Source organism: Bradyrhizobium sp. AUGA SZCCT0182 (assembly GCF_018130185.1).
GTDB lineage: Bacteria > Pseudomonadota > Alphaproteobacteria > Rhizobiales > Xanthobacteraceae > Bradyrhizobium.
In genome coordinates, this window is the sequence record NZ_JAFCLY010000002.1 from 150,106 (window position 1) to 170,519 (window position 20,414).

The 20,414-nt window shown below is 63.5% G+C and carries 24 protein-coding genes; 15 read left to right on the forward strand and 9 right to left on the reverse strand.

All coding sequences use genetic code 11. The features are described 5' to 3' along the window. The first annotated feature begins 1 nt into the window (after window position 1). Entirely contained in the window at window positions 2-1,294 is a 1,293-nt protein-coding gene (locus JQ611_RS03040) for a TRAP transporter large permease (protein ID WP_212464468.1), read from the forward strand. A gap of 46 nt (window positions 1,295-1,340) precedes the next feature. On the opposite strand, the gene JQ611_RS03045 is transcribed toward JQ611_RS03040, so the two are convergent. The 3 genes from JQ611_RS03045 to JQ611_RS03055 form a co-directional block, all read right to left on the reverse strand. Then, window positions 1,341-2,504, reverse strand: coding sequence for a substrate-binding protein (locus JQ611_RS03045; RefSeq protein ID WP_212264871.1), 1,164 nt, complete (start codon window positions 2,502-2,504; stop codon window positions 1,341-1,343). 76 nt (window positions 2,505-2,580) lie between these two features. Continuing rightward, on the reverse strand, window positions 2,581-3,531 hold the full coding sequence (kdgD, locus tag JQ611_RS03050) for a 5-dehydro-4-deoxyglucarate dehydratase (protein ID WP_212464469.1): 951 nt from the start codon (window positions 3,529-3,531) through the stop codon (window positions 2,581-2,583). Between the two features lie 95 nt (window positions 3,532-3,626). Further along, window positions 3,627-4,517, reverse strand: a complete 891-nt coding sequence (locus JQ611_RS03055) for a LysR substrate-binding domain-containing protein (RefSeq protein ID WP_212264873.1) — start codon at window positions 4,515-4,517, stop codon at window positions 3,627-3,629. 204 nt (window positions 4,518-4,721) lie between these two features. Here JQ611_RS03055 and JQ611_RS03060 point away from each other — a divergent pair, with 204 nt between their 5' ends. From JQ611_RS03060 to JQ611_RS03070, 3 genes are read left to right on the forward strand one after another with little or no spacing between them, the layout of a single operon-like run. After that, entirely contained in the window at window positions 4,722-5,705 is a 984-nt protein-coding gene (locus JQ611_RS03060; protein ID WP_212388693.1) for a tripartite tricarboxylate transporter substrate binding protein, read from the forward strand. Between the two features lie 31 nt (window positions 5,706-5,736). Beyond that, window positions 5,737-6,195, forward strand: a complete 459-nt coding sequence (locus tag JQ611_RS03065) for a tripartite tricarboxylate transporter TctB family protein (protein ID WP_212464470.1) — start codon at window positions 5,737-5,739, stop codon at window positions 6,193-6,195. Between the two features lies 1 nt (window position 6,196). Further along, window positions 6,197-7,696: a tripartite tricarboxylate transporter permease gene (locus tag JQ611_RS03070; RefSeq protein ID WP_212264876.1), complete on the forward strand. Its 1,500-nt coding sequence runs from the start codon at window positions 6,197-6,199 to the stop codon at window positions 7,694-7,696. A gap of 24 nt (window positions 7,697-7,720) precedes the next feature. Here the strand turns inward: JQ611_RS03070 and JQ611_RS03075 are convergent, their stop codons facing one another. After that, window positions 7,721-8,317, reverse strand: a complete 597-nt coding sequence (locus JQ611_RS03075; RefSeq protein ID WP_212464471.1) for a YdeI family protein — start codon at window positions 8,315-8,317, stop codon at window positions 7,721-7,723. Window positions 8,318-8,710: 393 nt separating this feature from the next. On the opposite strand from JQ611_RS03075, the gene JQ611_RS03080 reads away from it, so the two are divergent. The 4 genes from JQ611_RS03080 to JQ611_RS03095 all read left to right on the forward strand — a co-directional run bounded on the left by JQ611_RS03080 (window position 8,711) and on the right by JQ611_RS03095 (window position 11,586). After that, window positions 8,711-9,370 (forward strand): VOC family protein, encoded by a 660-nt coding sequence (locus tag JQ611_RS03080; protein ID WP_212264878.1) that lies wholly within the window; start codon window positions 8,711-8,713, stop codon window positions 9,368-9,370. A gap of 99 nt (window positions 9,371-9,469) precedes the next feature. Further along, window positions 9,470-9,871, forward strand: coding sequence for a cupin domain-containing protein (locus JQ611_RS03085; RefSeq protein WP_212264970.1), 402 nt, complete (start codon window positions 9,470-9,472; stop codon window positions 9,869-9,871). A gap of 30 nt (window positions 9,872-9,901) precedes the next feature. Further along, on the forward strand, window positions 9,902-10,603 hold the full coding sequence (locus JQ611_RS03090) for a cytochrome c biogenesis CcdA family protein (RefSeq protein WP_212264879.1): 702 nt from the start codon (window positions 9,902-9,904) through the stop codon (window positions 10,601-10,603). A gap of 2 nt (window positions 10,604-10,605) precedes the next feature. Beyond that, window positions 10,606-11,586, forward strand: coding sequence for a thioredoxin family protein (locus tag JQ611_RS03095; RefSeq protein WP_249132878.1), 981 nt, complete (start codon window positions 10,606-10,608; stop codon window positions 11,584-11,586). A 27-nt stretch (window positions 11,587-11,613) separates the two neighbouring features. On the opposite strand, the gene JQ611_RS03100 is transcribed toward JQ611_RS03095, so the two are convergent. Then, entirely contained in the window at window positions 11,614-13,005 is a 1,392-nt protein-coding gene (locus JQ611_RS03100; protein ID WP_212464473.1) for an amidase, read from the reverse strand. Between the two features lie 8 nt (window positions 13,006-13,013). Continuing rightward, a complete protein-coding gene (locus JQ611_RS03105; RefSeq protein ID WP_212464474.1) occupies window positions 13,014-13,565 on the reverse strand; it encodes a carboxymuconolactone decarboxylase family protein in 552 nt (183 codons plus the stop codon). Between the two features lie 936 nt (window positions 13,566-14,501). Between JQ611_RS03105 and JQ611_RS03110 the strand changes: the two genes are divergently transcribed. Both JQ611_RS03110 and JQ611_RS03115 read left to right on the forward strand, forming a co-directional pair. Then, window positions 14,502-14,999, forward strand: coding sequence for a peptide deformylase (locus JQ611_RS03110; protein WP_212464475.1), 498 nt, complete (start codon window positions 14,502-14,504; stop codon window positions 14,997-14,999). Between the two features lie 115 nt (window positions 15,000-15,114). After that, entirely contained in the window at window positions 15,115-15,771 is a 657-nt protein-coding gene (locus tag JQ611_RS03115; protein WP_249132907.1) for an NAD(P)-binding oxidoreductase, read from the forward strand. Window positions 15,772-15,862: 91 nt separating this feature from the next. On the opposite strand, the gene JQ611_RS03120 is transcribed toward JQ611_RS03115, so the two are convergent. After that, window positions 15,863-16,261 (reverse strand): RidA family protein, encoded by a 399-nt coding sequence (locus JQ611_RS03120; RefSeq protein ID WP_212464477.1) that lies wholly within the window; start codon window positions 16,259-16,261, stop codon window positions 15,863-15,865. Window positions 16,262-16,411: 150 nt separating this feature from the next. Between JQ611_RS03120 and JQ611_RS03125 the strand changes: the two genes are divergently transcribed. Next, window positions 16,412-17,008 (forward strand): TetR/AcrR family transcriptional regulator, encoded by a 597-nt coding sequence (locus tag JQ611_RS03125; protein ID WP_249132879.1) that lies wholly within the window; start codon window positions 16,412-16,414, stop codon window positions 17,006-17,008. A gap of 22 nt (window positions 17,009-17,030) precedes the next feature. On the opposite strand, the gene JQ611_RS03130 is transcribed toward JQ611_RS03125, so the two are convergent. Further along, window positions 17,031-17,510 (reverse strand): GNAT family N-acetyltransferase, encoded by a 480-nt coding sequence (locus JQ611_RS03130; protein ID WP_212464478.1) that lies wholly within the window; start codon window positions 17,508-17,510, stop codon window positions 17,031-17,033. A gap of 118 nt (window positions 17,511-17,628) precedes the next feature. Between JQ611_RS03130 and JQ611_RS03135 the strand changes: the two genes are divergently transcribed. The 4 genes from JQ611_RS03135 (at window position 17,629) to JQ611_RS03150 (ending at window position 19,342) form a co-directional block, all read left to right on the forward strand. Beyond that, the gene (locus tag JQ611_RS03135) at window positions 17,629-17,943 is read left to right on the forward strand and encodes an ArsR/SmtB family transcription factor (RefSeq protein ID WP_249119179.1); all 315 of its coding nucleotides are present in this window, start codon (window positions 17,629-17,631) and stop codon (window positions 17,941-17,943) included. Next, window positions 17,940-18,392, forward strand: coding sequence for an SRPBCC domain-containing protein (locus JQ611_RS03140; RefSeq protein WP_212464479.1), 453 nt, complete (start codon window positions 17,940-17,942; stop codon window positions 18,390-18,392). The genes JQ611_RS03135 and JQ611_RS03140 overlap by 4 nt, the downstream gene beginning before the upstream one ends. Next, entirely contained in the window at window positions 18,389-19,036 is a 648-nt protein-coding gene (locus JQ611_RS03145) for a glutathione S-transferase family protein (RefSeq protein ID WP_212464480.1), read from the forward strand. Before JQ611_RS03140 ends, JQ611_RS03145 begins: the two co-directional genes overlap by 4 nt. Window positions 19,037-19,180: 144 nt before the next feature. Next, window positions 19,181-19,342 (forward strand): hypothetical protein, encoded by a 162-nt coding sequence (locus JQ611_RS03150; RefSeq protein WP_212464481.1) that lies wholly within the window; start codon window positions 19,181-19,183, stop codon window positions 19,340-19,342. A gap of 157 nt (window positions 19,343-19,499) precedes the next feature. Here JQ611_RS03150 and JQ611_RS03155 read toward each other — a convergent pair whose 3' ends face one another. Then, window positions 19,500-20,297: an MBL fold metallo-hydrolase gene (locus tag JQ611_RS03155; RefSeq protein WP_212464482.1), complete on the reverse strand. Its 798-nt coding sequence runs from the start codon at window positions 20,295-20,297 to the stop codon at window positions 19,500-19,502. Window positions 20,298-20,414: the final 117 nt, after the last annotated feature.

Below are 20,414 nucleotides of genomic sequence, written 5' to 3' on the forward strand. Positions count from 1 at the left end.
GATGAGCACCGTTCTGATCGGCGGCTTCTTCCTGCTGCTCGCCCTGTCGGTGCCGATTGCCTTCGCGATGGGGCTCGCCACCATCGGCGCGATCTTGACCCATGGCTCGCTGCCGATGTCGATCCTGGCGCAGCGCACGCTGGTCGGCGCCGATTCCTACGCGCTGCTCGCAATCCCCTTCTTCATCCTGGCCGGAAACCTGATGAATGGCGGCGGCATCACCCACCAGATCATCAGCCTCGCCAACGCCATGGTCGGCCGGTTCCGCGGCGGTCTGGCGCTGACTTCGGTGACGGCGGCGATGATCTTCTCCGGCCTGTCGGGCTCGGCGGCGGCCGACGCCTCGGCGCTCGGCAAGGTGCTGATCCCGGCGATGAAGAAACAGGGCTATGGCGGCGGTTTCGCCGCAGCGCTAATGGCGTCGGCCTGCGTCAACGGACCGATCATCCCGCCCTCGATCCCGCTGGTCATCTACGGGCTATCCGCAGGAAAGGGCGTCTCCATCATCGCGCTGTTCCTCGGCGGCATCGTGCCGGGCGTCCTGCTTGCGCTGTCGCTGATGGTCGCGGCCTACTGGATTTCGGTGAAGCGCAACTACCCGGTCTCGGAAGCCGTGCCGATCCGGCAGATTCCGCGGCTCTTCCTGCCGGCAAGCTGGGCGCTCATGATGCCGGTGATCATCCTGATCGGCGTCACCGGCGGCATCGTCACGGTCACCGAAAGCGCCACCATCGCCGTGGTCTACGCCGCCTTCATCGGCTTCTTCGTCTACCGGGAGCTCAGCCTCAGGACGATCTGGCCGATCCTGATCCAGACCGCCCTCGATACCGCGCTGGTGATGTTCATCATCGCGCTGTCATCGGGTTTCGGCTGGCTGCTCGCGGTGTCGGGCACGCCGCGCGCGCTCGCGGTCTGGATCGGCTCCCTCTCCTCGGATCCGACGATCATCCTGATGATGATCAACGTCTTCCTGCTCATCATCGGCATCTTCATGGAGCCGCTGCCGGCGATGTTCATTCTGATCCCGGTGCTGGTGCCGGTGGTTCAGGCCGTCGGCATCGACCTCGTCCATTTCGGACTGGTGATGGTGTTCAACCTCTGCCTCGGGCTGATCACGCCACCGGTCGGCATCCTGCTCTACATCTGCGCCAACTTCGCCGGCGTGAAGCTGGAAGAGGAGAGCCGTGAACTCGGCCCCTTCCTGGGCGCCGGGGTCGCGGTGCTGATCATCATCTCGCTGTTTCCCGCGACGGTATTGTGGCTACCGAAACTGCTTGTGGGCTACGGCCAGTAGCGGCAGCGGCGGAGCCTTTGGAGGTGCTCGATAGAGCGCCTCCGCATTAGCGATCCGCCAGCTTGCACCCCGGCTGCGGCGCGATCTGGCCGAGCGCGCGGACCGTGACGAGTTCGTTCCCCTGCGTCCTGGCGATGAACATGTTCATCGTCGCATAGTGGTTCCGGTCGATCGTCACCGGCCCGGTCGGCGATGCGAAGACCAGCCCCGCCATCGCGTCGATGATGGCTTCCTTGTCGACCTTGCCGGCCTTCTCGATCGCTGCCTTGAGCGCGATCAGCGTGTTGTAGTGGGTCATGACATAGTTCGACACCAGGACGTCGGCGCCGGCCTCAGAGCGAACCTTGCCGACGAAGGCCTTGATGGCGGGATCGTCGCTGGTGGCGACCGAAGGCACCGCCGTATACATGTTCTGGCCTTTGCCGCGGAAAATGCCGAGATCGATTTCGGACAACCCGAGGAATGCGACCGTGGTTTCCCTGAACAACCCCTGCTCGTCGGCCTGCCGGATGAAATCGATGCCGTCGCCTTTCAGCGCGAACAGCAGCACCTTCGGTTTGACCGCCGCCACCTGCGCGATCAGCGGGGTGAAATCCGTCTCGGTGCCCAGCGTATATTGCGTGCCGACGACCTTGCCGCCGAGCTTCTCAATCAGCGGTTTTGCGATATCGAACATCTGGTGCGGCCAGACCCGGTCGGCGCCCAGCAGAAAATACGTATTGCCGAAGGTCTGGTTCATGTAGGGCAGTAATTGGCCCATGTCCTGGTTGGGCACGGTCGAGAACGAGAAGACATAACGGCTGCACTTGCCGCCTTCAAAATTGGTGGCGTAGAGCAGCGGTGTCTTCAGGTTCTCGGCGATTGGCACGATCGCATTCAGGTTCGCCGAGGTGACGGGGCCGACTACCGCGACAACGCCATCGGCGAGCAACTTGCGCATCGCGTCCTCGGCGGAGGGCGGCCTCGTCTTGTCGTCGGCGTAAATCACTTCAATCGGTCTGCCGAGAACACCTCCCGCCGCGTTGATCTCCTTGGCCGCGAGGTCGAGCCCGAGCTTGGCCTGCTGGCCGTAAAGCTCAACGCCGCCGGAAAACGGCAGCACCGCGCCGATGCGGATCGGTTCGGCGGCATCGGCGCCTGTTGAAGGGCTGAAGCCTACGCCACATACCAGCAGCGCGAGCGCCATGCGTTTGATCGACCGCAACGCCATACGCGTCCCCTCCGCAACCGAGAATCGGTTGCGGACGAGCCTACAAGGGATTTGTTAGGCGTGCAGCCGCACGAACTCAGGCGGCGGCGAGCGACCGGCGCGTGAATTCACTTGCTTTCAACCGGCTTACCAGCGCCGAAAGTTCCTCGACCTCTCCCGACGTCAGGTCGGTCAGCGGCGAGCGCACCGGGCCGGAATCGCGACCGATCACTTTCATCCCGGCCTTGATCATCGAGACCGCATACCCGCGCTTGCGGTTGCGGATCGCGAGCAGCGGCATGATGAAATCGCGCAAGCCCGCCTGGACGGTCTCGCGGTCGCGCCGCCGCACGGCCGCGTAGAATTTGGTCGAGAACTCAGGCACGAAGTTGAACACGGCGGAGGAATAGGTCGTGACGCCCATTTCGAGATAAGGCAGCGCGAAGGTTTCGGCCGTCGGCAATCCGCCGACATAGGTCAGCCGGTCCCCCATGCGCAGATAGATCCGCGTCATCTGTTCGATGTCGCCGACGCCGTCCTTGAACCCGACAAGGTTCGGGCAGCGTTCGCAAAGTCTTGCGATCGTGTCCTCGGTAAGGATGGCGTTGTCGCGGTTGTAGACGATGACGCCAAGGCTGGTCGCCTTGCACACCGCCTCGACATGATGAGCCAGCCCCGCCTGCTCGCTGAAAACCAGGTAAGGCGGCAGCAGCAGGATGCCGTCCGCACCGGCGTGCTCGACAGCGGCGGCAAGTTCCGTCGCCATCGCCGTGCCGTAACCGACGCCGGCCAGTACCGGCACGCGGCCGGCGGTCTGCTGCACGGCGGTTGCCACGACGTCGACCACTTCCGCCGGCGTCAGCGAGAAGAATTCGCCGGTGCCGCCGGCCGCGAACAGACCGGCCACCTCATAGCTGCACAGCCAGTCGAGATTGGAGCGATAGCGCGCGGCGTCGAATTTGTTGGCTGTGTCGAACGGCGTAACGGGAAACGACAGCAGCCCGTTGCCGATCGTCAGTGCCATTTCCTTCGGGGTCATTCTGCTCATCGCTGCGGTCCTCGCTGTGAAGACCTCAGGAGTAGACCGGGACAGATGCCGCCGCAGACCAATTGCTGGATCGAATGATCCATTGATTGGATGGTTCAGGCGCCGGCAAGATCGCGGGCGATCGCCGCGATCACCGGCAACAGCGGATTGTCGTTGTCGTCCCGCCAGACGAAGTAGAGTTCGGCCGCCCGCTGCTGGTCGTCCGCCAGCGGACGCAGGGCGACGCCCCTGAACTGCAGTTTCTCGGCCGCTTCCGGCACCAGGGCGACGCCGACGCCGGCTTGCACGATGGCCAGGATCGAATGGATCTGCGCGAGGTGCTGGACATAGACCGGCGCCAATGCTGCGCGCGAGAAAAGCTCCACCAGCAGGTCATGGAAGTAACGGGCTTCATAGGGAGCATATGTGATGAACGGTTCGGCCGCGAGATCCCTGAGATCAATCGTCGTCGCCCCGGCGAGCTTGTGCCCGGCCGGCACCGCCGCGATCATCCGTTCGGCCTTGACCCGGAAAAACTGCAGGCCGGTGCGCGGGATCGGCGGCCGCAACAGGCCGATATCGATTTCGCCGGCACCGAGACGCTTGAGCTGGTCGCCGCTGACCATTTCCTTGAGGATCAGTTCGACATCCGGCAATTGCTGACGGCAGGCCGCGACCAGCTCGGGGACATAGCTGTAGGAAGACGCGGCGGTGAAGCCGATATTGACCGAGCCGGCCTTGCCTTCCGCCACGCGCCTCGCCAACAAGGCCGCGCTTTCGGTGAGCTTCAGGATCAGCCGCGCCTCAGTCAGGAAGCTTTGTCCGGCCGGTGTCAGCCGGACCAGGCGATTGCCGCGCTGAAGCAGTTTTACACCCAGAATCCGTTCGAGAATCTGGATTTGCCGGCTCAGCGGTGGTTGCGTCATGTTCAGCCGGGCAGCGGCGCGGCCGAAATGCAGCTCCTCGGCCACGGCCACGAAGCAGCGGACCTGACTCAATTCGAACATCCCACTCCCTTTATCGTTTGCCGCATACCGGCTCCCAGTTCGCTAGCCTAGCGCATCCCTGCTATTTGATCCAAAATTGGTATCGGACCATCCTCATTCTAGTTCGCTATTGGATCGGTCATCGCCTATCGTGCCATCAGCGCGGCCAAAGACCGCGATGCGCGACGCCGCAGGCGCTTGCGCGAATTCGACCGGAGGAAAAACATGCTTCCACGTTTCGGGCGCCGCGCCGCCCTCGCCGCCGCCGCAGCCATCCTGCTCAGCCAACTGCCCGGCGTTGCATACGCCCAAAACTTCGACCGGCCGGTGCGCATCATCGTGCCGTTCGCGCCCGGCGGAACCTCCGACATCCTGGCGCGGCTGATCAGCCCGAAACTGTCGGCGGCGATCGGCCAGAGCGTGGTGATCGAGAACAAGCCCGGCGCGTCCGGCAATCTCGGCGCCGACACCGTCGCCAAGGCGACGCCTGACGGCACGACGTTGCTGCTGACGGATCTCGGATCGCTAACGACGGCGCCCAGCCTGTTTTCGAACCTGACCTATAGTCTCGAAAAGGACCTCGCCCCCGTCACGATGGTGATGTTCGGCCCCTATGTGCTGGCCGTGCATGAATCGATCCCGGTCAAGACGGCGGCGGAACTGATTGCCTATGCCAAGGCCAATCCCGGCAAACTCGCCGTCGCCAACTCCGGCGTCGGCGGCGCCAATCACATCACCGCCGTGGTGATGCAGAAGGAACTCGGCATCCAGTTCAAGCACGTACCTTACAAGGGCGGTGCTGCGGCCACCCGCGCCGTCGTTGCCGGCGAGAGCGGCGCCCTCATCAATGGCGCGTCGGCCACCCTTCCCTTCGTGAATAACAAGCAGTTGATCGGCCTCGCGGTCACCGGCGAGAACCGCGTCCCCTCCGCGCCGGACGTGCCGACGTTCAAGGAAGCCAAGCTGCCCGGCGGCGAGTTCGGCACCTGGCAAGGCATCGTCGTGGCCAGCGGTACGCCGCCGGCAGTGATTGCACGACTCAATGCCGAGATCGGCAAGATACTGGAGACACCCGAGATCAAGGCCAAGATCGCCGAACAGGGCGGCGAAGTCCGCGCCGGCAGCACGGATGCGATGGCGACCTGGCTGAAGGATTCAACAAAGCGTTGGGGCGACATCATTCGCGAAGCCGGCATCAAGGGCGAATGACGCGACCGATACTGGCCAAGCGAGGCTTGTGATGAACGCCCGCCGAACGGATTGGCAGGACCTGCTCTTCGGCCTGTTCCTGATCGCTGTCGCTGCAATCGCGCTGGCGGCGACGCGCACCTTGTCGGGCGGCAATGCCGCCGACATGGGGCCGGGCTACATGCCGCGCGCCATCGCCATCATGCTGCTGGGCTTCGGGCTCTGGTTCAGTGTCCGCGGGCTCCGCCGCCCCTTTGTCGGGATCGCGCCGGTCCGGCTGCAGCCCCTGCTCGCGATCACGGCATCCGTTGCCGTGTTCGCACTGACAGCAACGCGCTACGGCCTTGCGCTGTCGTCCTTTGCCGCAATCCTGATCGCTAGCCTGGCGACGCGGGAAGCGCGGCCGATCGAAACCCTGCTGTTCGCGCTGGGACTCTCGGCGGCCGCGGTGCTGCTCTTCGTCAAGGCGCTGGCCTTGCCGGTGCCGATCTGGCCTGGAGCGTGGTTCTGACATGGAGCTTTTCGACAATCTGCTGATGGGGCTCTCTACCGCCCTGCAGCTGAACAATCTGCTGTTCTGCCTGATCGGCGTCGTCATCGGCACCGCGATCGGCGTGCTGCCCGGCATCGGGCCGATCCCCGCGGTCGCGCTGCTGCTGCCGTTCACCTTCGGCCTGTCGCCACCGTCCGCCATGATCATGCTGGCCGGCATCTTCTACGGCGCGCAATATGGCGGCTCGACCACGGCCATCCTCGTCAACGTGCCCGGCGAAACGTCTTCGGTCGTCACCTGCCTCGACGGCCACGAGATGGCCAAACAGGGCAAGGCCGGGACCGCGCTCGCCATCGCCGCGATCTCGTCGTTCTTTGCCGGCACGGTAGCTACGGTCGTCATCGCCGTGCTCAGCCTGCCGCTGGCGGCGCTGGCGCTGAAATTCACTGCTGTCGAATATTTCAGCCTGCTCGTCCTCGGTTTGATCGCCGCCGTCGTGCTCGCGCACGGCTCCGTCGCCAAGTCGCTCGCGATGGTGCTGCTCGGCATCCTGCTCGGCCTCGTCGGCATCGACGTCAATTCTGGCGCGCCGCGGATGACCTTCGGGATCCCCGAGATCTCCGACGGACTCGACTTCGTGCCGGTCGCGATGGGGTTGTTCGGCCTTGGCGAGATCATCGCCAACCTCGAGCGCCCGGCGACGATGCGCGTCGTCAGCCAGTCGATCCGCAGCCTGATCCCGAGTGGCGCCGATCTTCGCGCCGCCTTCCCGGCGATGGTCCGCGGCACACTGCTGGGTTCCGTCCTCGGCGTGTTGCCGGGCGGCGGGGCGGCGCTGCCGCCGTTCTCATCCTATGCGTTGGAGAAAAAGCTCGCCCGTGATCCTTCCCGCTTCGGCAAGGGCGCGATCGAGGGCGTCGCGGGGCCTGAGGCCGCCAACAATGCCGGCGCGCAGACCAGCTTCATCCCGCTATTGACGCTCGGCATCCCCGCCAATGCCCTGATGGCGCTGATGATCGGCGCGCTGATGATGCAGGGCATCCAGCCCGGGCCGCAGATCATGCGCGAGCAACCCCAACTGGTCTGGGGCGTCATCGCCAGCATGTGGGTCGGCAATTTGATGCTGCTCGTGATCAACCTGCCCCTGATCGGCGTTTGGGTCTCGATGCTCAAAATTCCTTACCGGCTGCTGTTCCCGGCAATCGTGCTGTTCTGCTGCATCGGCACCTTCGGCATCGCGAACAATCTGTTCAACGTCTGGCTGATGCTCGGCTGCGCGGTGATCGGCTACTTCTTCATCAAGGTCGGCGTCGAGCCCGCGCCGCTGCTGCTCGGGCTCGTGCTCGGCCCGCAGCTTGAGGAAAATTTCCGGCGCGCGATGCTGCTGGCGGACGGCGATTTTTCGGTCTTCCTGCGCCGACCGATCAGCGCCACGCTGCTCGCCCTGGTCGCGGTGCTGTTCCTGCTGATGATATTCCCCGCGATCCGGCGCAGCCGCCAGGAGGCGCTGGCGGAGTGACCGCAACATCACTCATTTCTCGCCTCATTTCTTGCCTTGCGGATGGATCGTCTCGCCGCGCTTGAGCATCGCGACGAACGTCTCGACCTTCTTCTTCCGTCCGGATTCGGTTTTCATGTTGTGGGTCCGAAACGCCAGCGCGAAGCGGTTCTGCGCGCTGAGTTTCGCCAGCATGGCCTTTGCCTTGGGCTCGGCATCGATCGCGGCCTGCAGATCATCGGGGATCTTCATGTCCTTGCTGTTATAGGCGCGCGCCCAGCGTCCGTCGGACTTGGCCGCGTCGACTTCCTTTAAGCCGTGATCGGTCATCCGGCCTTCGTCGATCAGCCGCGCGACATTATCGACGTTGATCTGACTCCAGATGCTTTTCCTCGTGCGCGGCGTATAGCGCTGCATATAGCTCTTGTCGTCAAAACCCTTGCGCTGGCCATCGATCCATCCCCAGCACAGCACGACATCGATGGCCTGCTTGGGCGTGATCGATTTGAATCCTGAATCCACCTTGTGGATCTTGATCCAGATTTCGTCTTCCTTGTCGTGGTATCTGCCGAGCCATTTGTAGAAACTCACGGCGTCCTTGAATTCGCGGATCTTGTCGGGATTGATTTTGACGGGTGCCACCAGCGGACCTTTGATCGGAGAATCATTCGTAGTTGAACGCTTCTATCATCGCGCACATCTACCGGGCTTCAGGAGCGGCGCAGCGCGCGGCCGGCCTTACTTTCCCTCGTCGATGTCGTCCAAATTGCTCCAGCCAGCACTGGCGCCCGCCGTCGCCAACTTACACATCTCCCGGCATTTCCGGCATGCCGCGCCGCTTCTCGTTTGAATTGTCTGGGGAATCGGCCCTGGGCCGTCTTTCACCGTAGCCGGCGCCCGCCTGCCGGACACGAACACGTGAATAATATATCGCATACGATTTAATCGGACACGTTGACTTTCGAGGCTTTCGGGCCTTTATAGCGCGTACGCAAATAGATCGCATCCGATCTAACTCGCAAAGGGAGAAGGACCATGACAAATGCAAGCAAGACCGCGACCCCCGCCATGAAGCTCGAGGTCGTCGTTATCCCGGTTTCCGACGTCGATCGCGCCAAGGCGTTCTACGGCAGCCTCGGCTGGCGGCTCGATGCCGACTTCGCCGATGGCAAGGACTATCGCGTTATCCAGTTCACCCCGCCCGGCTCCGACGCTTCTGTCATCTTCGGCAAGAACGTCACCGCGGCGGCCCCCGGCTCCGCAAAGGGACTCTATCTGGTCGTCTCCGACATCGAAGCCGCGCGCAAGGAATTGCAGGGTCGCGGCGTCGACGTGAGCGAAGTGTTCCATGCCGCCGACGGCGTGTTCACCGCCAAACATGAACCCTTCCTGCTCGGGCGTGATCGCGCCAGCGGCCCGGATCCGGAGCGTCGCACCTACCAGTCGTATGCTTCCTTTAGCGATCCTGATGGCAATGGCTGGCTGTTCCAGGAAGTCACCGCCCGCGCCCCCGGACGCGTCGAAGGCGACACGAATTTCTCGTCGTCGGCCGAAATCGCCAGCGCGCTTCGCCGCGCGGCGGCAGCCCATGGCGAGCACGAGAAGCGGAACGGCGGCCAGCACGATGTGAACTGGCCGGACTGGTACGCCGAGTACATCGCCAAGGAACAGGCCGGCGAGCCGCTGCCGCTGTGAGCAGCTTTTATCCCACGCGGACCGGCCGGGTCTCGGCCCGGTCCACGCGGGCTCGTGAAATTCCTCAACCCAAGGAGAATCGATATGAGCAACCATCTGATGAAGGCGATGCGAGTTGTAGCGAGCGCGGCGTTGATCACGGCAAGCGTTTTGGCGCTGCCTGCGGCGCAGGCACAGCCGTCCGGCATCACGCGAACCGACCTGCAGCGGCATGATCTCAGCATTCCCGGACGCGAGGCCGTCCAGGTGCGCGTCGATTTCGCGCCGGGTGCGGCGTTCGGCAGGCATAGCCATCCCGGCGAAGAGATCGTCAATGTGCTGGAGGGCACGCTCGAATACGAAATCGAGGGCAAGCCACCGGTCACACTCAAGGCGGGCGATGTTCTGTTCATTCCGGCCGGTACCGTTCACGCGGCCAAGAATGTCGGCAGCGTCACCGGCAGCGAGCTCGCCACCTACATCGTCGAAAAGGGCAAGCCGCTTCTGACGTTGAAGAAGTGACGGCGACGGCTTCCCACGGGGATTACTGCGATGATCGACATAGCCCTCGCCCTGGCGGCAGGACTGCTGACGGCAGCAGCGCCGTGCATCCTGCCGCTGCTTCCGATCCTGCTCGGCACGTCGATCGGCCAGCACGGCCGGTTGCGGCCAATGTTCATCGTGGGCGGTTTCGTCATCGCCTTCTCCGGCTTCGCCTTGCTGTTCAGCGCGTTCCCAACGGTGTTGGGGCTGTCGCATGACAGCTTGCGCAAGATTTCCATCGTGCTGCTCGGCGGATTCGGCGTGCTGATGCTCTGGCCGCAACCCTATGAGTGGCTTGTGGCGCGGTTGAGCGGTCTCCTCGCGCACGCGGATGGCGCCGTGCGGGCTGCCGGACCGGGCAATTTCGGCGGCCTCGTTCTCGGCCTCTCGCTCGGCGTGTTGTGGACGCCCTGCGCCGGGCCGGTGCTCGGCTCCATACTCACGCTGATCGCGACGTCGGAAGACCTCGCACGCGCCAGCGTATTGCTCGTCACTTACGCAATCGGCGCGGCCCTCCCGATATTGCTGATCGCTTATGGCGGGCAATACGCCACCACCCAGATGCGCAGGCTCGTGCCCTACACGCCTGCCCTGCAGCGCAGCTTCGGCGCGGCAGTACTGCTCGTCGCGTTCGCTTTCTACACGCAATACGACACCATCATCACGGTGTGGCTCTCGGACTTCTACCCGAACCACCAAACAGGACTATGACCATGCGCAAGCTTCTCACCGTCATTGTGCTTCTGATCGTCGGCTTCCTCGTCGTCGTGCAGTTCAGCCCGTCGCTGACCCGCGGTGAGCAAACCACATCGAGCGAGCGCCGCACCGCGCCGGAATTCGCCGGAATTTCGGCCTGGCTGAATTCTCCGCCGCTGACGCTGGAAAGCCTGCGCGGCAAGGTCGTGCTGGTGCAGTTCTGGACCTATTCCTGCATCAACTGCGTGCGCACCCTGCCCTATGTGACGAAGTGGTACGACACCTACAAGGACAAGGGTTTCGTCGTGGTCGGCATGCACACGCCTGAATTCGCCTTCGAGAGGGAGACGGCGAATGTCGAGACCGCCACCAAGCGCTTCGGTATCAAATACCCGGTTGCTCAGGACAATCAGTACCGCACCTGGCGCGCCTTCGGTAATCAGTATTGGCCGGCCGGATATCTGATCGACAGGTCCGGCACCATCGTCGCGACGCAGTTCGGCGAAGGCGGCTACCAGCAGATGGAGAACACGATCGCCCGCCTCGTCGGCGAAGCCAAGCCGGCGGCGCAGGCAAGCGATCCGGATCTCGCCGGCATCGAAACGCCCGAAGTCTATCTCGGGTCGGAGAAGAACGACGGCGCCATCGTGGGCTCGCAGGATGCCGCAGCCGGAGAGCGATCCTACGCGCTGCCGGACAGCGTGCCGCAAGGTCGCTTCGCGCTCGGTGGCGGTTGGAAGCTGGTTGGCGACAGCGCCACCGCCTCGGCAGACGGTAGCGAGATCGTGCTCCGCTTCAACGCGCCCAAGGTCAATCTGGTCGCGGGCAGCGCATCGCCGCAAGCGGTCTCCATCACCGTGGACGGCACGCCGCAGCCGCCGGTCACCATCGATGGAAGCCGGCTTTATCCTCTCTACAGCGGCAGCAGCGGCGAGCATGTGTTGCGCCTGAAAGTGCCCAAGGCCGGCCTGAGCGCTTACACCTTCACGTTCGGCTGATCGACAAGGCTTGATTGGCAAGTCTTCCTAGACAAGGGTCGGCCGCGCGCCGCTGGCGCATGCCTGTTCGACACAACGGCTGGCGCGGAGGATTTTTTCCTCGCTGAACATCGGCCCCACGATCTGCAGGCCGATCGGCAAGCCTTCGACAAAACCACACGGCACCGAGGCCGCGGGCTGGCGGGTGAGATTGAACGGCCACGTCAATGGCGTCCAATCGAACCACTGGGGAAAGCGTGCCGAATCGGGCGTGTCGATGCCGGCGGCGAAGGCGGTGATGGGAATGGTCGGCGTCAGCAAGAGATCGTAGTGCTGATGGAAGTGATGCATCTGCTGGCTGAGCGTGCGCATGTCGGCATAGGCCGCCTGCAATTCGCTCGCCGAAATATCCTGGGCGGCGATGACCAGCCGCAGCAGACCCGGATCGAGCGCCGCCAGTTGCGCGCCGTCGAAATCGCGTACCACAGCGGCATGCGATGCGCCCCAGATCACTTCCAGTGCAGGCTGCGCAGCTGACAGATCCAGATCAATGCTCTTCACGTCGGCGCCGGCCTTCACCAGTGCGTCGATGGCCGGCTGCATGCCGGCGACGACTGCAGGCTCGGTGACCGGGAAGCCGAGATCGGGCGACCATGCGATTGTCATTCCCGCCAGCCCCTGGTCGAGGCCATCGAGATAGTCGATGCCGCGATAGGGAATGGCGAAGGAATCCCGCGCATCGGGGCGCGTCAGCACGTTCAGCAGCAGCGCGCTGTCGGCGACGTCGCGCGACAGGCCGCCATAGACCGCGAGCGTTCCCATCGGCCCCAGCAAATTCGGCACCACGCCGTAGCTCGGCTTCAATCCGAACACACCGCTGAATGCGGCGGGGATGCGGATCGAGCCGCCGCCATCGCCGCCGGTGGCCAGCGGCACGACGCCCGCCGCAACCAGGGCGGCCGAGCCGCCGCTGGAGCCGCCGGGCGTGCGGGAAGTATCCCAGGGGTTGCGCGTGATGCCGGTCAGCGGGCCGTGCGTAATCCCCTTCCAGCCGAATTCCGGAGTCGTTGTCTTGCAGAAGAACACCGCGCCGGCCTCACGCAGCCGCGCGACACCCGGCGTATCCTCCGTGCTCGGCGCCGTTGCCGTCGAGTGCGAGCCGATGCGCATCGGCCACCCCTTGACATGTCCGGTGTCCTTGATCGCGACCGGCACGCCGTCGAGTGGCCCCATGGGCTCACCGCGACGCCAGCGCTCCGCCGACACCGCAGCTAATCGTCTCCCCTGCGGCTCATCCAGCAGGCAGGTCGCATTGAGAGCCGGATTGACCGCATGCAGTCGCGCCAGCGTCGCTTCTAACACATCGACCGGCGACAGGTCGCCCTTGGCGAAGCGCCGGGTCATCTCGCGGGCGGAAAGCCAGTTCATATCGTCGGACATCGCGCGGGCTACTCGGCGGCTTCACGCGCGGGGACGCTCGGCTCGATATCGCATTGCAGGATATCGGTGAAGCGGTTGAAGGCGCCACACAGGGCGATGCGCCAGGTCAGTTCGACAATCTGGGCTTCGGAGAAATGTTCGCGAAGGCGGGTAAAGATTTCGTCGCGGGTCTTGCTCCAGTTATTGTTCACCGCAACGGAATATTCGACCACGAGCTTGTCGACGTCATCGAGTTCCGGATGGTCCTTGTAGTCGAGCAGCCGTTCGGCGCCCGCTTCCGATACGCCCTGGATCGCCAGTTTCGGCGCGTGGTGCGAAACGCAATAGTCGCACTTGTTCAACAGGGACACCGCGACCAGCGCGATCTCCAGATGCCGTTTCGACAAGGTGCCGCTCTCGGCGAGATCAACCAGCAGCGACCACGTATGCTTGAAGATCGGCGGCCGGTGCGCCATCACACCCGCCTGGTTCTCGAACGCGCCATACGTCGTCATCTTGTCCCACAGCGGCTGCAACTCAGCCGGGAGATCGTTCTTGGTCTTGATCGACACGCGTGACATGGATTTATCCTTGGCCGAGGATGAGAATTGCGGTGATGTTGCCACAGACAGACAGATTTGGCGCGGCCTGCCTGGAATAGCAGGTCTGTCCGTGGTGAGTATTGTCAAACATGACTCCACCCATGCGTCGTCCCGGCGAACGCCGGGACCCATACCGCGTGATCTCTCGATGAAGACTCAGGTAGCAGAGACCTTTCGCAAAACTTCTGCCTGTGGTTATGGGTCCCCCGATGCGCAATTGCGCATCTGAGCTCAAGGCCGGGACGACGGCGGTGTTTGTTGTTACACCACGGATCAAACACAGGTCCGCGTTCTCGCGGCCTGATATGCCCGAGCTTTGCCAGATTTCCTTGCCCTCTCCAATCCGAGGGCGCAGGGAAGACCGGGTGCGCGCTGCACCCACGGTCTCGTGTGTAATTGTGCAACAAGAGTGCGCACACGAGCATACAGGTCCAGCGGAGAGCATCCGGCCTTCCCTGCGCATTGGCTTTACGGCTTACTTCGTGCTCTCCTCGGTCGGGCCGAGCTCGTTGACACCGTCATCAGTGAGAAGCCTGAGCTTTCCACCAACTTGACGCCAGCATCGGGGCGTCGGGACCGCACGACTTCACCGTACGCTTCAGAGCGCTCGTCAGGCGCAACTGTTGCGTCCATCGCAACCCGTCCAACGTCCGTGACGACGGCCGACGCCCTCTGAGTGGGACGGGATGGCGAGAAATATGCCCCTGATTTGCCCTTCTGGAAACGCGAAATATTTTTTATTTCGGGGCTTGAAAGATTTGCCCGACGGGTTGTTTTGTCGCACCCTGCGACCCAACTTTCGGCATTGCGAGTGCGACGGGTCGCGCGAATGCTCGCCCGATGAAAGCTCCGCGACGCAATCCATCGCGCCGCTCGCGAGGTTCACGCGCGCCATCGTGTGCGCTACAACAGCTCATGACGATCCGTCCCATCGTCCGCTATCCCGACCCGCGCCTCGCGCTCACCGCGCAGCGAGTGACCGCGTTCGATGGCGCGCTGCGCGAGCTGGCGACGGACCTGCTGGAAACCATGCACGCCGCCCCCGGCATCGGCATCACCGCGCCGCATATCGGCGTCTTGCTTCGCGTCGTCGTGCTCGATCTCGACCCGGTCGATGGCGCGCGGACCTATGTCAATCCGGAGATCATCTGGGCCTCGCCCGAGATGATCATGCACCAGGAAGGCAGCGTCTCGATGCCCGGCGTCAACGATGACATCGAGCGCCACGCGCGGTTGCGGATCAGCTATCACGACATCGACGGCCATGCCCGAACCGAGGAATCGCAAGGCCTCCGCGCGGTCTGCCATCAGCATGAGATCGATCAGCTCAACGGGATTTTCTGGATCAGGCGGCTGTCCCGGCTGAAGCGCGAGCGGCTGATCAAGCGGTTCGAGAAGGTGTCGCGGGGTTGAGGAGCGATCAGTCGCCGGCCGCAATGACAGAACGTATTGCGCCGACCGATCTGGATTAATTGAAATTTGTACCAATATCCCTATGTCCACATGTAACGAGGTGCCTGCAGTGAAAATGGTGGTCTTGGGAGCAACGGGAACGACCGGCGGGCTCGTCGTGGACGAGGCGCTGGCGACCGGGCATGACGTGACCGCCTTTGTCCGCAACGCCCGGGCGGTCACGCCGCGTCAACGGCTCACGGTCGTCAGCGGCTCGATCGAGGACGAGGCCGCCATGCGCGAGGCCTTCGTGGGAGCCGATGCTGTCATCTCCTGCCTCGGCGCCCGCGTTACGGTCGGGACCCTGCTCCGGGGAACCGATTTTCAACGGCGAATGCTGCCCAAGGTTATTTCGGCGATCAATCAGGCGGGAGTGAAGCGCTTCGTCCTGATGTCCTCCTTCGGTGTTGGCGAAACGGCGGCGAAGGCGTCGCTGCTTCCCAGGATTCTGTTCTACTACTTCATCGCCAAGAGGCTGTTCGACGACAAATCCATTGCCGAGCAGGCGCTCTCCCGTTGCGAAGCGAACTGGACCGCGGTCTATCCAGTGAGCCTGAGGAAGGGACCGCCCGATCCCGCCTGGGATCTCGTGGCACTGAACAAGGTGCGCAATGTTCCGGGTCTTCCCAAACTGGCCTTCGCCACCGTCGCGAAAGTGCTGGTCGCTTTGGCCTCCGACCAAACCCAGGCCGGTCAGAAACTGCTGCAGACCGTGCCGGGCGGATGGCGCTGACAGGCTGGCGCGTCGCTGGCTTGCTGCGCCGATCTGCATTGCGGATTGCGGTGACACGGCGCTTTTCTCGTTGCGATACGCCGCCATCCAATCAGGCAGACTGCGGAACGCGCGCGATGACCTTGATCTCGAAATCGAAGCCGGCCAGCCAGTTCACGCCCACCGCGGTCCAGTTCGGGTAAGGCGCCTCGCCGATCGCCTTCAGCCTGATGGGGCCGATCGTCTCCCACTGCTTGGCCGGGTCGGTGTGAAAGGTGGTGACATCAACGACGTCGTCGAAGGTGCAACCGGCGGCCTTCAGCACGGCGGCGAGATTGTCGAAGGCAAGCTGGACCTGCTTTGCGAAGTCAGGCTCCGGCGAGCCGTCATCGCGGCTGCCGACCTGGCCGGAGACGAACAGCAGATCGCCGGAGCGGATCGCCGCCGAGTAGCGGTTGATTTCGTACAGCGCCTGCCGGCCGGCAGGGAAAATCGCGTCGCGTTTTGACATTGTTTCACTCCGTTTGAACGAGGCAAGACCCGGCCGCAACGGTCGCGGCCGGCGGGAGCATTGATATACGCCCCGCATGCCGCTATATCTGTTCATACGCGCCGTATGTCAATGGCATACGCTGCGTATGTTTTTTGATCGGAGTTGGCTTTGGTCGCAAAGCGGCGGGCGCAGATGGTGGAGAAGACCCGGGTCAAGCTCATCAGGGCCGCCCGCAAGGCGTTTGCGGCGGAGGGCTATGCCGCGGCGTCGATGGACGATCTGACCGCCAAGGCCGGCCTGACGCGCGGCGCGCTCTACCACAATTTCGGCGACAAGAAGGGCCTGCTGCAGGCGGTGATCGACCAGATCGACGCGGAAATGGTGGCGCGGATGCGCGCCGTCCAGGACCGGGCCAAGACCGCGTGGCTCGGATTTCTCGACGCCAACATCGCCTTTATCGAGATGGCGCTGGAGCCGGAGATCCAGCGCATCATGCTGCTGGACGGGCCGGCCGTGCTCGGCGATCCCTCGCGATGGCCGAACCAGAACGAGTGCCTGCGCACCACGACGCAAACCATCCAGGCGCTGATCGATGCGAAAACCGTCAGGCCGGTGGATGCGGAAGCGGCCGCCCGGCTGCTCAATGGCGCCGCGCTCAGCGCCGCGCTGTGGATTGCCGCGGCTGACGATCCCCGCGCCGTTCTTGCCAAGGCAGTCGCGGCGTTCCGGCATCTTGCGGTCGGATTGCTGCAAATCGAGCAATGACGTCGCAATAGTCACAGCAACTTCACCGCTGCGCCAGGCGCTTCTCATAACGCCAAATTTCTAGATCGAACGGGCCGTCAACGGTATCGAGGCGGTTGACCATCGTCCGGGCGAGATACCATCCGCTCTTCTCGTAGAATTTTGCGGCGCGCGAATTGCCGATCGCACAGGCGAGCCAGGCCGTCTCGACGCCGCGCTGCGACATCTGTACCTCAGCATCCGCGATCAGCGTGGCCGCGACACCCGTGCCGCGCGATGCCGATGTGACGTAGAACTGGTTGAGTTCATCGCCCTTCAGCATCGCAAAGCCCAATGGCGCGCCCAGCGGGCCGACCACCCGCACATCGGCAAGCGCGGCGGACATCCGTTCGGCAAAATCTTCAAACGTGCGCGCACGCGCCAGCGCCGGCGGCAGGATCGCGGCGTGGGCATCCTGCCAGCCGTCATACCACAGGCGTGTCAGCACGCTGGTTTCGGAGGGGTCGGCGGGTCTTGGCTTCATCGCGTCAACATTATCCTCAGTCATATCGGTTGGAAACCTCATCAATCCGACGGCGAAGTTGACACCGCCGGCGACAAAAGCAATACTTCGCTACATGGTGAAGTATCAAGCATCCCGTATGGACCGCACGTTTTCCGCGCTCGCCGATCCTACCCGGCGGGCCGTCCTGCTACGGCTGAAGGAAAAACCCGGGCTTTCGGTGAGCGAACTCGCCCGGCCGTTTTCGCTGAAACTGCCTGGAATGATGAAGCATCTGGATGTGCTGTCCGATGCGGGATTGATCAAGCGCACCAAAACCGGTCGCACCGTGTCGGTCCATCTTTCGGTCCGGCCGATGCGGGAGGCCATGGAGTGGCTCAAACGGTATGAGCGGCTCTGGACGGTCAGCCTCGATCGCCTTGTTGCGCTCGTGGAAGAGGATGGCGAGCGATGACGTGGAGCCTGCCGAGCGTGACCATCGTGCGCAGAATCAAGGCCCCGCCCGCCAGGGTGTGGGCGGCGATCACGCAGCCCAAACTGATGATGCAGTGGTGGGGTCCTGATGCCGGGCCGACACTGCGCGCCGAGGCGGACGTGCGGCCGGGAGGCCGCTTCAGCGTCGTCTTCCGGTTGCTGAACGGCGAGGAGCACAATCCCACCGGAATTTATCAGGAGGTGATTCCCGAAAGGAAGCTGGTGTTCACCTGGGACTTGCCGGGAACGAAGGCACGCGAGTCGCTGGTCACGTTTCTGCTTGAGCCTGACGACGGCGGCACCAGGCTGACATTGCGACACGAGCATCTTCCCGACGATGAGGCGCGCAAGAGTCACGAGCAGGGCTGGAGCGGCCTGCTCGACAAACTACCCGTCTTTCTCGAGGTTTTTTCTGGAGAAGCCGAATGAGCGACCTGATCCTCACCACCTTCGATTGGGTTCCCGAACCGCCGCGCGGCTATGTGCGCGACATCCGCGAGCGTTGGGCGCTGGAAGAGGCCGGCCTGCCCTACCGGGTCGAGAGCGTGCCGTTTCGCGATCGGAGCGCCGAACATTTCGCCCACCAGCCGTTCGGCCAAGTGCCGTGGTTGACCGATGGCGACATCTCGATCTTCGAGAGCGGCGCGATGCTGCTGCATCTCGGCGAGCGCAGCGACGCGCTGATGCCCAGTGATCCGCGCGCTCGCAGCGATACGAAGCAATGGCTGTTCGCCGCGCTCAACTCCGTCGAGATGGCCAGGCTGCCCTGGTCCCTGCTCATCTTTTCCGGCAACACCGGCGACACGCCGGCCTTGAAACTCTTTGACGGGTTCCTCCATCAGCACCGGCTCAAACACATGGAGGCCGTGCTGGCAGGACGCGAATGGCTCGCCGGGACATTTTCCGTCGCCGACATCCTCATGGTGGATGTGCTGCGCCTCGTCGCCCGGTTCGACGGCCTCGCAAAATATCCCGCCTGTCACGACTATGTCGCGCGCGCCACGGCCCGACCGTCTTTCGTGAAGGCACACGCAGACCAGTTGGCGCATTTTGCTGCGGCAGATGCAGCTTGAGATTTCTTCACCGCGTTTTCGAACCTCGTCGGCACCCAAGCGACGCCGTGTGACGTCAGTCACAGCGACGCGCGGCGTCCTGCGGCATTGATCTGCCCATCGACGGCGGAATGGTCCGCCCGACCTGACAAGGAGTGGACGACAATGCAGAACATGGAACAGAAGACCTCGGAAATCCGCGAATTGACCGATGCAGAGCTCGAGGCGATCAGCGGCGGCAACATCTTCGGCGACATCGGGCGCTGGATCGTTCGCCGTTTGAAAGGAGACGGCGACCTTCGCCGTGCGACCGACCGCCCGAACTGATTCATCTTCCAGACTGCCCCCGCGGCGCAAGAAGCGTTCGCGGGGGTCAGTCTGTGGGTTTGTGCTGACGCTGGCGCATCCGGCAGCGATCCGCTGAAGATAATCACGCCGAGGAGCCCACTGCCCCAGCCCGCGGTTGTTCGTTCCATGTGTGCGATCATCCTGCCGCCGGCTCATAGCCGTATGCTTCGCCCTTGCGAACGACGCGGCCAATGCCCGGCCAGCCAAGATGCGCGCCGGCGATCCACGTCCCGGTCTCAGCCGCCTCATGGAGAACCATTTGGCGGGTTGCGCGTGCAGCCGGCTGGTCGTCGTCATAGCCCCAACTGAAATCGGGATTGCCAAACTGCAGCGCCGGGACATGAATGATGTCCCCGAAAAACAGAAAACGGTCTTCGTTCGTATCAAACGCGTAGCCGGTATGACCGGGAGCATGACCGGGCAATGCGACCGCGCTCAATCGCTCGGCCACCCGATCGCCATCCCGGATGGATTTCAGCAGGGGCCGGAACCGCGCAAGGTGCGCCTCGGCGAAAAAGCTCTCCACAGCCGCCTCGGAAATGACGATCGTCTTCAGGTTGGGAAACAGCACCCGGCCGTCCGCGGTCAACAGCCCGTGCAAGTGATCCTGGTGGGTGTGCGTCAACGCCAGAACCGTGATCGAAGCCGGCTCGATCCCGGCATCCGCCATGGTCTGCTCGAGACGCCCCACTGTCGGGTTCCAGCCACCTCCTCCGCTGTCGATCAGAACGCCGTCGACATCAGGACCTGCGAGGGCGAAGCAATTGACCGATAAGCGAAGCGTCCCCGCCCGCCCGGTCTGTGGCACGGGGTTATCCCGCGCGTCTCGCAAAAGGGACGCAGGCATATCGAGGTAGCCGTCCGATAGCGACCAGACGCGCCACCCTCCCGACGTGCCGCTGAGGACGTTGCGACTGCAGGACTTCACGATCATGAGGCCACCTCTTCGTTCCGGTTACGCCTTCCGCCTTCGCTCTGCGAGCCACGTCGGACAAGTCGGCTAATCCATCCTACGAGTTCTCTCTCCGTCATTCCGGGGCGATGCGCAGCA

Excerpts from the sequence above, each read along its gene's own strand:
- JQ611_RS03040 (WP_212464468.1), top strand. The coding sequence starts at position 2 with ATGAGCACCGTTCTGATCGGCGGCTTCTTCCTGCTGCTCGCCCTGTCG.
- JQ611_RS03045 (WP_212264871.1), bottom strand. The coding sequence starts at position 2,504 with ATGGCGTTGCGGTCGATCAAACGCATGGCGCTCGCGCTGCTGGTATGT.
- kdgD (WP_212464469.1), bottom strand. The coding sequence starts at position 3,531 with ATGAGCAGAATGACCCCGAAGGAAATGGCACTGACGATCGGCAACGGG.
- JQ611_RS03055 (WP_212264873.1), bottom strand. The coding sequence starts at position 4,517 with ATGTTCGAATTGAGTCAGGTCCGCTGCTTCGTGGCCGTGGCCGAGGAG.
- JQ611_RS03060 (WP_212388693.1), top strand. The coding sequence starts at position 4,722 with ATGCTTCCACGTTTCGGGCGCCGCGCCGCCCTCGCCGCCGCCGCAGCC.
- JQ611_RS03065 (WP_212464470.1), top strand. The coding sequence starts at position 5,737 with ATGAACGCCCGCCGAACGGATTGGCAGGACCTGCTCTTCGGCCTGTTC.
- JQ611_RS03070 (WP_212264876.1), top strand. The coding sequence starts at position 6,197 with ATGGAGCTTTTCGACAATCTGCTGATGGGGCTCTCTACCGCCCTGCAG.
- JQ611_RS03080 (WP_212264878.1), top strand. The coding sequence starts at position 8,711 with ATGACAAATGCAAGCAAGACCGCGACCCCCGCCATGAAGCTCGAGGTC.
- JQ611_RS03085 (WP_212264970.1), top strand. The coding sequence starts at position 9,470 with ATGAAGGCGATGCGAGTTGTAGCGAGCGCGGCGTTGATCACGGCAAGC.
- JQ611_RS03090 (WP_212264879.1), top strand. The coding sequence starts at position 9,902 with ATGATCGACATAGCCCTCGCCCTGGCGGCAGGACTGCTGACGGCAGCA.
- JQ611_RS03095 (WP_249132878.1), top strand. The coding sequence starts at position 10,606 with ATGCGCAAGCTTCTCACCGTCATTGTGCTTCTGATCGTCGGCTTCCTC.
- JQ611_RS03100 (WP_212464473.1), bottom strand. The coding sequence starts at position 13,005 with ATGTCCGACGATATGAACTGGCTTTCCGCCCGCGAGATGACCCGGCGC.
- JQ611_RS03105 (WP_212464474.1), bottom strand. The coding sequence starts at position 13,565 with ATGTCACGCGTGTCGATCAAGACCAAGAACGATCTCCCGGCTGAGTTG.
- JQ611_RS03110 (WP_212464475.1), top strand. The coding sequence starts at position 14,502 with ATGACGATCCGTCCCATCGTCCGCTATCCCGACCCGCGCCTCGCGCTC.
- JQ611_RS03115 (WP_249132907.1), top strand. The coding sequence starts at position 15,115 with ATGGTGGTCTTGGGAGCAACGGGAACGACCGGCGGGCTCGTCGTGGAC.
- JQ611_RS03120 (WP_212464477.1), bottom strand. The coding sequence starts at position 16,261 with ATGTCAAAACGCGACGCGATTTTCCCTGCCGGCCGGCAGGCGCTGTAC.
- JQ611_RS03130 (WP_212464478.1), bottom strand. The coding sequence starts at position 17,510 with ATGAAGCCAAGACCCGCCGACCCCTCCGAAACCAGCGTGCTGACACGC.
- JQ611_RS03135 (WP_249119179.1), top strand. The coding sequence starts at position 17,629 with ATGGACCGCACGTTTTCCGCGCTCGCCGATCCTACCCGGCGGGCCGTC.
- JQ611_RS03140 (WP_212464479.1), top strand. The coding sequence starts at position 17,940 with ATGACGTGGAGCCTGCCGAGCGTGACCATCGTGCGCAGAATCAAGGCC.
- JQ611_RS03145 (WP_212464480.1), top strand. The coding sequence starts at position 18,389 with ATGAGCGACCTGATCCTCACCACCTTCGATTGGGTTCCCGAACCGCCG.
- JQ611_RS03150 (WP_212464481.1), top strand. The coding sequence starts at position 19,181 with ATGCAGAACATGGAACAGAAGACCTCGGAAATCCGCGAATTGACCGAT.
- JQ611_RS03155 (WP_212464482.1), bottom strand. The coding sequence starts at position 20,297 with ATGATCGTGAAGTCCTGCAGTCGCAACGTCCTCAGCGGCACGTCGGGA.